At 58.2% G+C, this 13,240-nt stretch carries 7 protein-coding genes and 1 pseudogene; 6 read left to right on the forward strand and 2 right to left on the reverse strand.

The features are described 5' to 3' along the window. Positions 1-23 precede the first annotated feature (23 nt). A complete protein-coding gene (locus R2J75_RS15935; RefSeq protein WP_316410584.1) occupies positions 24-1,640 on the forward strand; it encodes a TolB family protein in 1,617 nt (538 codons plus the stop codon). 227 nt (positions 1,641-1,867) lie between these two features. Then, complete coding sequence (locus R2J75_RS15940) at positions 1,868-2,332, forward strand: RDD family protein (protein ID WP_243346415.1); 465 nt, start codon at positions 1,868-1,870, stop codon at positions 2,330-2,332. A gap of 257 nt (positions 2,333-2,589) precedes the next feature. Here the strand turns inward: R2J75_RS15940 and R2J75_RS15945 are convergent, their stop codons facing one another. Further along, positions 2,590-3,954: an IS5 family transposase gene (locus tag R2J75_RS15945; RefSeq protein ID WP_316410585.1), complete on the reverse strand. Its 1,365-nt coding sequence runs from the start codon at positions 3,952-3,954 to the stop codon at positions 2,590-2,592. A 176-nt stretch (positions 3,955-4,130) separates the two neighbouring features. On the opposite strand from R2J75_RS15945, the gene istA reads away from it, so the two are divergent. From istA to R2J75_RS15960, 3 genes and pseudogenes are all read left to right on the forward strand, one after another. Next, positions 4,131-5,384: an IS21 family transposase gene (istA, locus tag R2J75_RS15950; protein ID WP_316410587.1), complete on the forward strand. Its 1,254-nt coding sequence runs from the start codon at positions 4,131-4,133 to the stop codon at positions 5,382-5,384. Next, positions 5,378-6,154, forward strand: coding sequence for an IS21-like element helper ATPase IstB (gene istB, locus R2J75_RS15955; RefSeq protein ID WP_243347639.1), 777 nt, complete (start codon positions 5,378-5,380; stop codon positions 6,152-6,154). The genes istA and istB overlap by 7 nt, the downstream gene beginning before the upstream one ends. 157 nt (positions 6,155-6,311) lie before the next feature. Next, positions 6,312-6,581 (forward strand): annotated as a pseudogene (locus tag R2J75_RS15960) (tyrosine-type recombinase/integrase); the annotation flags it as partial. Between the two features lie 27 nt (positions 6,582-6,608). Here R2J75_RS15960 and R2J75_RS15965 read toward each other — a convergent pair. Next, on the reverse strand, positions 6,609-9,872 hold the full coding sequence (locus tag R2J75_RS15965) for a DEAD/DEAH box helicase (protein ID WP_316410588.1): 3,264 nt from the start codon (positions 9,870-9,872) through the stop codon (positions 6,609-6,611). Positions 9,873-10,777: 905 nt separating this feature from the next. On the opposite strand from R2J75_RS15965, the gene R2J75_RS15970 reads away from it, so the two are divergent. Then, on the forward strand, positions 10,778-13,240 hold the full coding sequence (locus tag R2J75_RS15970) for an AAA family ATPase (RefSeq protein ID WP_316410589.1): 2,463 nt from the start codon (positions 10,778-10,780) through the stop codon (positions 13,238-13,240).

Here is a 13,240-nt window from a genome sequence, read left to right on the forward strand (position 1 = left end):
CTCCACCTCCATCCGGTTCCCCGATGCTCCGATCCGCCCTCGCTCTGCCGTTGGCCGTGGCTTGCGCCGCGACCCCTCCGCCGGCCCCGAAGCTGTTCCTGGCGGATGCCCGCAGCATCGCGCTCTTCCCCGGACCCGACCGGGACACCTGGCTCGTGTCCAGGAACGTGTCCGATCTCCAGGTGGCCCACCGGGAGGGGACCGGGTGGAGCGTCCCCGCGCCCCTGCCCTTCTGCGGCCCCCACCGGTACGGCGATCCCTGGTTCTCGCCGGACGGCGCCTGGCTCTATTTCTGGTCCAACCGCCACCCGGATCCGGCCCACACCGCGCCGGACAGCACCACGCACCTCTGGCGGGCCCGGCGCGCCGCGGAGGGCTGGGGCCCCGCCGAACACCTCCCCGTCACCGTGCAGGGCCAACCGGGAGGGCTGGTATTCCCGTCCCTGGCCCCGGACGGCGACCTGTACTTCACGAGCCAGCGGGGCTCCCTGGGACGCCGGGACCTCTTCCGGGCCCGCAAGACCGGCGAGGGCTTCGCGGCCCCGGAGAACCTCGGCCCCCCCGTGAACTCCGCGGCCGACGAGTTCGACGCGGCCCTGGATCCCACCGGCCAATGCCTGGTCTTCACCCGGGCCGACGCCACCGGCTGCGACCTGTTCCTGAGCCGCCGCGAGGGCGGCGGCTGGGGCGCGCCCCGCAAGCTTGGGCCCGAGGTGAACGGCAGCCACGGCGCCTACTGCCCCTCCTTCTCCCCCGATGGGAAGACTTTCTTCTTCACCACCCCGGGCGGAAGCGGCTGGGCGCCGGGCATCTACCAGGTGGGCGCCGAGGTCCTGGCCTTCCGCGCCCCCGCGGCGCCGGCGGTCCCCGTCGCGCCCGGGCGGATCTCGGTCCCCGGCGCCTTCGGCATCACCTTCAGTCCCGACGGGAACACCGTCTGCTTCGCCAGCGCCCGCGCCCAGATCAACCTCGCCCGGCGCCGGGCGCGGGTGGAGGAGCAGCTGGACCTGCCGTTCACCCAGGCCTACCACAACCTCTCGCCGGCCCTGTCCCCGGACGGCGCCACCGCCATCTTCGCCTCCAACCGCCCGGGGCCCGGGGCCCGGTCCGACGCCAGCGCCCACCACGCCGCCTTCTGGATGACCCGCCGCGAGGCCGGGACCTGGGGCCCGCCCCGCTACCTGGACAACCTGGTGGACCCGTCCCGGGACCTCTTCATCGACTCCCCGTCCCTGGCCGCCGACGGCACCCTCTACTTCACCGCGGTCTCGGTGCCCGGCTCCAACCGCTCCCACCTGTTCTGCGCCGTGCCCGACGGCGACGGCTATCGCGCGCGCCCCCTGGGCCCCGAGCTGGACCGGCCCGATTCGGACCAATCCGACGTGGCCGTCTCCCCCGCCGGAGACCTCCTCGTGTTCTCCAGCGATCGCCCCGGAGGCGCCGGAGGCCTCGACCTCTACCAGAGCCGCCGCAGACCCGACGGCACCTGGGAACCCGCCCAGCCCCTGCACGCCTTGAACACCCCCGGGCCCGACGCGAACCCGCGGATCACCCCCGATGGGAAGACCCTGCTGTTCTTCAGCATCCGGGACGGAAAGCCCGGCATCTACGAGGTGCCGCTCCAGGCGTGCGGCCGCTAGGCCCCCCCTGACCGAAGCCCGCAGCCAGGGCGGCGCGCGGGCCTTCCAGAGGCCCCCTCTCGGGGCACGTCCACCTACACCCATCCACCCACCTGCCCTACACTGAGGGCTGCCTTCCGCTCGCTCGCTCAACCTCCCTTGCCGGGCCTCCCATGACGCACACATCACCCTCCCGGTGGGGTTTCCCCCGGCCTGATTTCTCGGACCGCACCTTTTCCGCGCCCCGCGTGCATCCGGGGCAGCTGCCGGAGGGCACGCCCCTCGCACCGTTCTGGCGCCGCTTCCTGGCCCTGCTGGCCGACCTGGGGATCCTGCTCGCGGCCTGGCTGCCGTTGGCGCTGCTGGTCGCCCTGGCCCTCAGCCGCGGCGCCGCAGGCCATGCGCCCCACCGGGACATCGTCCTGGCCGCCAACGCCGGCCCCGGCAGCTGGGTGTTCCTCCCCCTGGCCCTGGGGTATTTCACCCTCGGCACATGGCTGGGCCATGGGCGAACCCTGGGCAAGCGCCTCCTGGGAATCCGGGTCGTGCCGCTGGAGCACCCCCACCTGACCTTCTGGGCCTGCCTGGAGCGCACCCTGGGCTACTTCGCGTCCATGCTCGAGGGCGGGTTCGGCTTCCTTCAGTTCTTCATCCATCCGAACCGCCAGACCGTGCACGACCGCATCGCGGAGACGGTCGTCATCCGGCAGTAGCGGAACAGGTCCAGACCCCCCCTCCCCCGACGTCGCCTTCATCGAGGGCGCGAACCGCACCCGAAAGGGCCATGGACCCGCGTGCAGCGCGATCCTGCGTCCTATCGTCCTCAACCTCCTGCGGCAGGCCCCTGCGCCCGCGGGGAGCATCAAGTTCAGTCGGCTGTATGCCGCCATGTCCCCCGACCACCGGCTAGCGGCGCTCCTTCGGGTTCCCGCTCGCGAATTCGTCGATCCTGCGAAACCCCTCCCGGCATTCAGAGGGCCCCAGAGGCCTCCCGATCGAGCCGGAGCACCTCCAGGTGACGACAGAGGGCTTGTAGGGCCTCCCAGGCGTTGCCGGTGAGCATGTACAAAAGGGCCCTGAGGCGGGCCAGGATCTTCCGGAGGTTGTGCCCGGCCCCGCAGAGGATCGCGTTGATCGCGTCCCCTGCCATGCCTTTGAGGAAGTTCCGTCCCAGCAACCCGTCTGCTTTCATGTGCCCGATCTCCGGCTCCACCGCGGATCGCCGTCGCAGGTGGCGCTTGAGGGTGTAGCCGAGCTTCCGGGTGCCGCTGATGAGGACCCGGCTTCGTTCCTCGGGAACTCCATGCCCCTTGTATCCTCGGTCAACGAAGGTGTGGGCCGGAACCTTGCCTATGAGCCGCTCGACCTGGTCGAGTTGACCTTCCAAGGTGTGGCCATCGTAGGGGTTGTCCGGGCAGGTCTGAATGCCGACGATGAAGCCTTCCTTGTGCGTGACGGCGAGGCTGACCTTCACCCCGAACTCGTAGGGGCGGTGGGCCTTCCCTTTGGCGATGCACGCCACCTCGGGTGCATGCAGGCTGTAGATCTTGCCCTTGGTGAGCCGGGTCTGACCGAGAATGAGCTCCGCCAGAATCATGGTCCGCTTGTTGCGGTCGAAGGCGACATCGGACATCTTCCGCTCGACATCGCGCATCACCCGGCCGGCCATGGTCTTCAGGCTCTTCAGGACCTTCTTGGCGCGCTTGAATTGCCTGGCCTTGGAATGGCCGCCGTGCTTGCGGAAGGCCCGGTCCATCATCCGGCGGTAGCTCTGGCGCAGGACCAGACCTTCGTCCTTGGCCACGCGGAGCATGGCTGCATGAACCTTGCGGTAGAGGCGCGCGTCGGTGGGGTGCTGCACATTCTTCGGCTGGACGGTGGTGTCCACGATGACCTTGTCGAAGCTCGTCTCGGTGATGGTCCGGGTGGCCTTGCCCGCCTCGATCGTGATCTGGAGCAGCTTCTCCACGCCCTTCTCGCCGATCCGCTGCCGCCAGCGGGTCATCTGGGTCGGATGAACGGGCAAGTCATGGCGGAAGAACTCCTCGCCGCAGAAGAACTGCCAGTAGGGGATCTCAACCCAGCGGGCAACGGTCAGCTCGTCGGAGAGGTTGAAGGTGTGCTTGAGGAGTTGGAGGCCGGCCATGAGCCGGGTGGGGACCGCCGGTCTGCCGTTGTTGGGGCAGTACATGGGCCGGAATTCAGCGGCGATTGCATCCCAATCGATGGCCGCGGCAAGGCGGACCAGCTCGTGGTTCATGTCCAGGGCTAGGTCCAGGCGCATGGTTCCCATCAGGGGGCGTTCGTGGGTGGTTGCCTTGGGCTTGGGCTTCATCGGTACACCGGAATCCGGGGGGTCGCCCCCTACTATCTTGTGTACCTCATACATGAAAAGTTTCATCAAGTTACTGATTTATTTGTTGGTTGTACGTATTGCAGGTATCGGGCGACATCCGAAACTGACCCACTTGCGACACGAATTCTGACCCACCCCCCCGAAAGGAGGAGGGCATGGAGTTCGAACCGCGGGACGCTGGTCTCCATAAGCCGGAGGCCAGGATGCTCGGAGACGGTGCAGTGGCCCAAATATTTGCTTTGCTGAACTTGGGCTGGTCGATCCGAAAGATCGCCCGGGAGGTCGGCCTCTCTCGGAATACGGTTCGGGACTGGGTTCGCGGAGGGCCGGACAGAAGCTATGGAAACGGCTCCCGGGCCGGCCTCCTGGACAGGTATTACTTCTGGTTCCAGAACCAGTTCAACGCCGGGGTGCGCAACGCCGATGTCCTCCGCCAGGAACTGGAGGCCATCGGCGTTTCCGTGAGCCTGCGGACCGTCGAGAGAGCCCTCCGCCCTTTCCGGCAGAGCTACGAAAGGGCTGAGCAGGCCACGGTCCGGTTCGAGACCCCGCCAGGCAAGCAGATGCAGGTGGACTTCGGGGAGAAGTGGTTGCAGATCGGGGGCGTCCGTCAGAAGCGTTATGTGTTCGTGGCGACCCTCGGCTACAGTCGGCGGTGCCATATCGAGATCTCCGGAAGCCTCCGCCAGCGGGATTGGATCATGGGCATCGAACGGGCCTTCCAGCACTTCGAGGGCGTCCCGGAGATCCTCCTAACCGACAATGCCAAGCCACTGGTGGACAGGCGCAAGGCTGGTATCCCCGTCTTCCACCCGGAATTCGACGCCTTCTGCCGGCACTGGGGCACAGTTCCCAGGGCCTGCCAGCCGTTCCGGGCGAAAACGAAAGGCAAGGTGGAACGGAGCGTCGGCTATGCCAAAGGGAATGCCCTTGGCCGCGAGGGCTGGGAATCCGATGAGGCCCTGGACGAGCACCTGGTCTGGTGGATGCTCAACGTGGCCGACACCCGGATCCACGGGACCACCGGCGAGAGGCCGATAGATCGATTCCCGGCGGAGAAGGCGGCCTTGCGCCCGATGGGAAACCATCCCAGCTACCTCCGGGTGCGCCACCTGTCCAGGACGGTGGCCGCGGATGGGCGGATCGATGTGGATACCAACCGCTACAGCGTCCCGCCCCAGTTCATCGGGGCCACCCTGGAGGTGACCATTGAGGCCGACACCATCCAGGTGTTCTGCCAGGACCAAGTGATCGCGGAGCATCCGGTCCATCCTGGACGCCGCCAGGTCATCGAGGATCCCGGTCACGTCGTCAGCTTCACCAACGGCATCGCCCGGGTGGGCAAACCCGGCGAGATCCGGCGGCCGCTCTCCCACTATGCCGCCATCGTGGGAGGTGAGGCATGGTAGATCCCCGCCTCGAACGCCTGGAGCGTCACCTGACCCGGCTGAAGCTGGTCAGCACCCGGGAACGCCTGGACACCCTCCTGGACCGCGGAGCTCAGAACGAAATGAGTTTCCTCGACTTCCTGGACCTGGTGATCAAGGAGGAAATCGAGAGCAAGGACCAGAAGCGCGCCCGGATGCGGATCCAGATGGCCAAGTTCCCCTTGGACCGGCGCATGGAGGACTACGACTTCAGCCTGCAGCCCAGCCTGGACCGGCGCCTTGTGGCGGAGCTGGAGACGGGACGCTACGTCGCCAACGCAACGAATGTCCTGCTCCTGGGGCCGCCGGGCGTGGGAAAGACCCATCTGGCCATCGCCCTAGCCCGGAAAGCCATCGAGCAGGGCTACAGCGCCCGGTTCATCCATGCCGCGGACCTGGTCTACCAGTTGGCGGCGGCCTCGGACCACGGGGCGCTGGATGAGGCCCTCAGGGTTTTCGCCCGCCCCCATGTCCTGGTCGTCGACGAGCTCGGCTACCTGCCCATGGAGCGCAGGTCAGGGCATCTGTTCTTTCATCTGGTGAGGAAGCGATACGAGAAGGGCAGCCTGATGATCACCAGCAACCAGCCCGTGGGCTCCTGGGGGGAGATGCTGGGGGACGAGGTGGTCGCGACGGCCATCCTGGACAGGCTCCTGCACCACAGCCACATCGTGACGATCAAGGGCGAGAGCTACCGCCTCAAGGAAAAGCGCCGGGCTGGCGTCGTGCCAGCCAAGGAAGTGGCCGGATGATGGTCGCGCCCGCCGGGATGTCCTCCGCTACGGCCTACGGCCTCCGCTCCGGACACCCCGGCGGCTTCAATTTCCAACTACCAGGTGGGTCAGTTTTCGTGTCGCCTGGTGGGTCGATTCTGATGTCGCTTGACAGCAGGGCCGACTACACAAGGTCTGGGAGGAGGTGTGCACCCGAGCTGGCGTGGAGGACCTGAACATCCACGACTTCCGATCGTTGGCAGCCAGTGAGGCCGAGGCGCAGGGCCTCGGGCCCAAGACCGGCGCGGCTATCCTCGGACACAAGGACATCCGAACCACCCTGAAACATTACACCCGGGCCAGGAAGACCCGAGAGGCCGCTGCCAAGGTGGCGGCGCCCATCGCAAGGGCGCTTTCCGGGAAGGCACCCGGCCCAAGAAAAACCCCGGAAGAGGAGCAAGAATAGAAAATCTATAGAGAAAGTTCATTTATTTCAGTTACTACATGCTATTACCAACTCACAATCAACTGTCTCTTTCAAATAGGTTGCAGTTGAGGCTAACACCATATTCTGCTCGGACGTCCTATTCATTACAGATAACCCAGGCTGAACAATGACAATTTCGAAGCCAATTTCTTTGTACTTTGAGTTCTTTAGAAGATGATTCAAGACCAACCTATCTCCCCGGAGAAATCTCGAGACCGGGAGAGGGAATTTGCTCTCGCGGTTAATCAAATGATTCCTGAGGTCTTTAAAGCGCCATTTCCACTTAGAGGACCTGACCGCCTGAGAGCATACTTTGTCGACATCCGAAATCCGACTTCCAACTGTGTCTGAACCAGCAAATTTGCAATGAACAAGGGTTAATTGGATCTTCGTTTCTGCTTCCTTCAAGCAAACCAGATCAGCGGCTTCGCCTGCCCCATCATCATTAAAAACGATATCAAAGTCATTTTCGATAAAGTATGAAGCCGCCTTATTCTGAATGGAATCCGACCTCGAAAAACCATTTTTCCATATCGATTCTTTTTTAAAATCTACCCCGTCCCACTCCCAAATATCAAATCTCCAATCTTCGACATGAATATCTTTGGGATCCTTTGGCTTGATCAGCAAACCGCCATCCATTTCCCATAAATTAACGAACCTCACAATTGGAGGATAGTCCGAGAAATATTGTTCTGCCGTAACACATAGTGAGCCTATCTCGACATACAATTTCTCTCCATCAATCTGAGTTACCCTGTGGCCAAATTCAGCCCCGAGTTCTATTCTAAATATTCCAAGAGCCGAATCGCCATCAACACACAAAATAAAATCGACGGATATTGCGGTAGAATCATTATATTGAATGTCAATCAAATACAATGGCCAACTACTGCCAATATCACCGCCATGGGAAAACTTAACTCTTTCCTCAGATACGCCCAACAACTCCACTGGCCAATCAACACCCAACACAGCAATCTGAGGGATTGAGACAATTGGTTCGGGTATAAGAACATTAGAAATGATATTATCCACTGAAATATTATCATCTATCAACTTTGCCCCAATTTCTCCAAACCACCCGACAAGCTGCGGAATAGTTCCAGCATCTTTTGACCAAACGCGTCCTTTAGCTGAACAACCAATTGCGATTCTCTTTCCATTTTCCCAGCCCGCACCACTCACATTATTCTTAACCGAGCCAGCTCCTTCTGTTACAGTAAGAGCCTGCATAACATCAGCGCCTGTATACATTGCATAGCTTAGATTTCGCCGCCCATATTTTTTAACACCCATGGACTGGAAAATTAGCCTCTTGATTCCTCCAAGAGAACGAAAAACTTGTTCACCTGCCACTAAATTTGCTTCTCCAGAGACAGCCATTGCCATTTCACCAAAACAAGAGTCCTTATTAGAAGAAGCCAAGAAGAGTAAGGATTTTTTTTCATCGAAATGCAATACAAATAGATCCCAAGAGCTATCCCAAAGAACTTTCGTTTTTAGCCAACCTGGTTTCCCTACAGATTTGGTGACGAAGAATAAAGTATTATCCTTCTCATTCAACCATGCCGCCTTAACCTGGAAGTCATCACTTAACCCATTGAAAAATCTTTTCGGGAAAAATTCTTTAGCCCTGTACACCAAAGCACTGTACACAGGCCGCAAAACCCTTGGAGAAATAACTTCCTCTCTATCTAAATCTACCAACTTTTGAGAATTAGCTAAAAATTCAACAAGTGCTTGGTGTTCCCTTACTGCCGAGGAGCTCATCTCTCTTAAAAGTTTATTCCAATCAGCATCTTGGCTATATAGACATTCTAATGCTGAAGAGATATTTTCTTCTGCGATATTTCCAATTACTTTTGCGTTTCCTATATTAGCATCTGAAACACGTGTAAAGCGCCCAATAAATTGAAGAAATACACTTAAGCTTTGCACCATATCATGAATTGCGGCAATCTTAAGCCTTGGCATATCAAAACCCTCACCGAGCATGCCAACACACACCACAATTCGACAACCACCCGAATACAATACCCCCAATCGCTCTGAAATGTTTTCAAGGTTGGCATACAGTATCATTGGGTTTAGATCGTCAGCGATTGACTTATATTCTTGAAACACCAATTTAGCTCGAGCAACCGTTTTACATTTGGCCATCAAAATGTGGTCATAACCATTTTCTAGATCCAGTCTTAACTCTTCAACTGCTTTTTCAGAAATAGCCCTGTCAGCATATTCCGGTACAAGCTCAAAAATGGGTATAAATTCGATGGGCTTAAAGTATGAATCTTTTTGAGCTGTGCCTAACGGATAATTAAAAATTACTTTTCCATCAACCAATTCACCATCTCGCCTAAAAGGCGTGGCAGTAAATTGCAAAATCTTCTTGCCGTCGAAAGCTCGCTTGATTTGATCCCAGCCACTTGCGGCAAGGTGATGCGCCTCATCAAAGATCACAGCTTCGCATTTGGATGCCACTTCCTGAAGCAGCCCAGGGTTTATTCCAGCCAATGAACTGGCGGTACATATAACAACATTGCATTGATCAAAGATTGAGATTGATTCAAACGATTTAATCTTTTTATATATTATACCAACGATTGGGTTCTTAGAGTTTTCTCTCAAAATACCTAATTTTTTTAAAATTCCATGTTGTATAAATTTTTTCATCGCCTGAGTCCGCAATGCATCCCATGGCACAACCACAAGTAGCGGACCTCGCAAATAGGCCGCCATTGTGGCCAACATTGTCTCGGTCTTACCAGTGCCTGTTGGCATAACGATCGTTGCAGGAGATTCGTCAAGGCTCCAATGAGAACCGATAGCATGTAATGCGCCTAGCTGTGGAGGTCGGAGACCATTAGAGACCAGGCATCCATCCGCACCCATTCGCTGTGCCGAGAAGGAAAAATTTTTAGCCCATTCCCCAGCATTTTCTTCTGCAATTTCGCCAAGCCCGCGATCGGCAACCCTCTCACGAAATTGGTCCAGCAACCGATGCGAAAGCCATTTGCTCGATTCACCATCGCCTACAAATAGAACGCCCTCTATATCATCTGGTCTTTCAATTTTTCTTCTTTCGGTAACAATGATTTTATCCCCAGACTGAAGGGAAATAACCTTTTCTTTTATCCGTGGAGAAATATTAATATATTCTTCACCGACAATATTCTGATTCTCTCCCAATCTGAGGAGGCACACAATGTTACCGACCGGATGTTTTTTTTGAAAGATAATCGCAGGAAGCCAGAGGGATTGAAGCATTGGTCCTCCAATTTTCATTTCCCACATCCCTTCGCATGGAGATGCGACAAAAGAAAGGCCATCGTTTCACAAACCTGTATAATTCATAAGATCAGACCTAGCATACACTCCTCCATTCTCCTAAACCATCAGAATTTCCTAGCCATCAGAAGCAAAAAAGGCCTATCGGCCGCGAATCAGAGTGCTTCTGGGACTGGGAGATCAATATATTTGTACGTGGACCTCCTGACCTATATCCCATTGGAAAGGGTGGTAACGACCACGATTAAGAACGGTAACATCCACAAGAGGACCAGGAGCCAAACCCCAACGGGACGGTTCCCTACCTCCCGCCGAGTCCAGCCCGGGCCAAATCGATAGACTGCAATGGTTGCGGCAGCCAAGAACCGACTTATCAGCCTGGAAGTAGTTTGGCCTTGGGTCCTCTTTTTCCTCTGCCAAGTCCTGCCAAGAAGCCTAACCAGGCGCCGGTTCGCCCCCACTCCTGCTCCTTCGCTGGCCGCCATTCTCAGGCTCGCCCACAATCGCATCTGCACTCCTCCTATTACCGCTGCCCCGTTCCCGCCAGACAAGTTGACAGTTTGAGGTGAAGGAAATCCCCCAACAGGAGAGGATTTCCTTCACCTCAAACTGTCAACTTGTCTGGCGGGAACGGGGCACTGTGGAAATCCTGGCCGGATCCACCGTGGGTCGGGAGAGGCCAGAATGGGCTCCTCCCGACCGGAACCTGATGGCAAAACAGGATTTCCATGGGAGGGGCCCAGCTGTCCATGGGAAATCCGCGCCCGAGCAGGGGATGCGGAATGCTGGCCGGAACTTTGGTCAGCGTTCGCATGCTCACCCATGCCTGCGTTGTGATGGAATGATAATAAGTCCCCGATCATCACCCGCGCAGGAGGTGTGCCATGGTTGAGCGTTCGCCTGGAAGCCCGAACCTTTCCGAACTCTTGCAGGAATTCTCTCTGGTCGCCGAAGCGTGGTTCCATGAGCGGCCTTTCGTCCAGGAATTCCATCGCTTCGTGAAAGATTTCTTTCGTCCGGAGAACCTGCAGGCCGCCGAGTGGCCTGCCTTCCAGGCTCTTGCGAACCACTTGCATAGCCTTAACAGCCTTGCGATCGCCAAAGGCAACGCATTCGGCAACCCGAATTACCCGATCGAGCGCTATCGGGAGTCCTTTCGTTTTCTAGCCCACGGTCCAGGCACCGTCGAAGAGCGGATGCGTCTGTTCATGGACGACAACGAAACCTATGCAAGTAAGTACCTCGGCATCGCGGTGGTTTCCGAGTTTATAGGCCAGCTCTTCGCCGAACAGTTCGTGTTCATGAACCGCCGGGACTTGGAAGCAGCCGAATACTTGGGAATCCATCCGTCCTACCCCAAAGGAGCGGACTTTCCAGCAAGGTTCGTTGCGTTCAACGCAGCCTTGACGCTGGTTTTCTCAAAGTACAACGAGGTCGTTGGCTGCCACACAGGGGTGCCAATTGGACTTGAAGTGGACCAGTTCCTCAGCTGGATCTATGAGACCAAGCTGCCCAAGGAGGGAACTGAAACCAAGAAGGACCTACCCAAAGGGCAACAGGTCTGGGTGTTCGCCCCAGGTCGCCAGGCGAAGTACTGGGAGGAGTGCCTTCAAGACCAGGTGGCGGTGATGGGATGGGACGAACTAGGCCCGCTGAACTCCTACCCGAACAAGGAGGCGGTACAGAGCCGCCTCCAAGAGCTATGGCCTTCAGAAGGGGTCCAAACGAATAACGCCAGGACGACATGGGACTTCTGCCATGTCATGAAGGATGGGGACATCGTCCTGGTGAAGAAGGGCAACAAGAAAATTATCGGCGCCGGATATGTCCGTGGAGACTACCGGTTCGACCCATCCCGCCCGGAATACCGGCATGTTCGCGACATGGAATGGGTCAAAAAGGGAGAGTGGGCCGTCCCTTCCGAGGATGGGGCGCTTGCCACCAAGACCCTCACGAACATCACACGTTTTAAAGACTCCACAAGAAAACTCCTAGACACCATTGGGATCCAATCCCACGCGGTTGCAACGGTCGCTGGCCCTAACCACTATTGGCTCAACTGTTCGCCGGATATCTGGAAGGTCTCCGAGTGCCTTCCCGGTTCGGAAGAATCCTACACGACCCACAACGATGAGGGAAACAAGCGCCAGGTCTACGCTTGCTTCAAGGAATCCAAGCCCGGTGACCTGGTAATCGGATATGAAACATCCCCGGTCAGGAAGGTCACAACCATCCTTGAGATCGTACAAGGGATCCATGACCATCCAGTGGCAGGAGAGACCATCACATTCCGGGTTCTGAAGCAGCTAAAGGAGCCTCGAAGCCTGGAAACCCTCCGAGACATCAAAGCCCTGTCCGACTGCAGCCCTGTGATGGATAAGCGGCAAGGCAGCCTCTTCAGGATCACGAAGCCCGAATATGAGGCCATTCTTGGAGAGGAGCCGGTGGAGGCCCCAGGTGAGCCCGAACCGGAGGTTGCCGAAGAGAGCTATTCCATCGAGGAGGCCCTGGAGGGCCTCTTTGTCAGCGAGGAGACGTTCCGGGGTTGGCTAAGGCAGTGGGCGGACGGGAAAAACCTTGTGCTCCAGGGACCTCCTGGGGTGGGAAAGACCTTCGTGGCCCGAAGGCTAGCGTATGCCCTCATGGAAGCCGAGGATCCGAAGAGAGTCGCCATGGTCCAGTTCCACCAGTCCTATGGCTACGAAGACTTTGTCCAAGGATACCGGCCGACCAAGGAGAAGGGGTTCGAGCTCCGTAAGGGCGCCTTCTACGAGTTCTGCTTGAAGGCCAAGGAGGAACGGAACAAGCCCTATGTCTTCGTCATCGATGAGATCAACCGGGGCAACATCTCCAGGATCTTCGGGGAACTCCTGATGCTCATAGAGAAGGACAAGCGGGGAGAGGACAACGCTCTGAGGCTGGCCTACCAGGAAGAAGGGCAGACCTTCTTCGTGCCGGAGAATGTACACATTCTCGGCCTGATGAACACAGCCGATCGTTCTCTCGCAATGGTCGACTATGCCCTGCGCAGGCGCTTCCGCTTCGCTTCCCTCAAGGCGGCCCTTGATTCAAAGCCCTTCCGGGAACATCTGGTCGAGTCCTGCGAAAGTGATGACCTGGCCGACCGAATCATCACCCGCATCGGAAGGTTGAATGCGGATATCGCCAAGGATGTAGCCAACCTTGGCCCGGGCTTCTGCATCGGCCACAGTTACTTCTGCAAGCTAAAATCACGGGAAGAATACCTGGACATCATCGGTTACCAGATCGCGCCCCTGCTGCGGGAGTACTGGTTCGACGCACCCAAGGTGGCGGAAGGCTGGATCCAGGATCTCCTTGGGATCTGA

The organism is Mesoterricola sediminis (assembly GCF_030295425.1).
GTDB lineage: Bacteria > Acidobacteriota > Holophagae > Holophagales > Holophagaceae > Mesoterricola > Mesoterricola sediminis.

Coding starts and splice junctions, on each gene's coding strand:
- R2J75_RS15935 (WP_316410584.1), top strand. CDS start 24: ATGCTCCGATCCGCCCTCGCTCTGCCGTTGGCCGTGGCTTGCGCCGCG.
- R2J75_RS15945 (WP_316410585.1), bottom strand. CDS start 3,954: ATGAAGCCCAAGCCCAAGGCAACCACCCACGAACGCCCCCTGATGGGA.
- istA (WP_316410587.1), top strand. CDS start 4,131: ATGGAGTTCGAACCGCGGGACGCTGGTCTCCATAAGCCGGAGGCCAGG.
- istB (WP_243347639.1), top strand. CDS start 5,378: ATGGTAGATCCCCGCCTCGAACGCCTGGAGCGTCACCTGACCCGGCTG.
- R2J75_RS15965 (WP_316410588.1), bottom strand. CDS start 9,872: ATGCTTCAATCCCTCTGGCTTCCTGCGATTATCTTTCAAAAAAAACAT.
- R2J75_RS15970 (WP_316410589.1), top strand. CDS start 10,778: ATGGTTGAGCGTTCGCCTGGAAGCCCGAACCTTTCCGAACTCTTGCAG.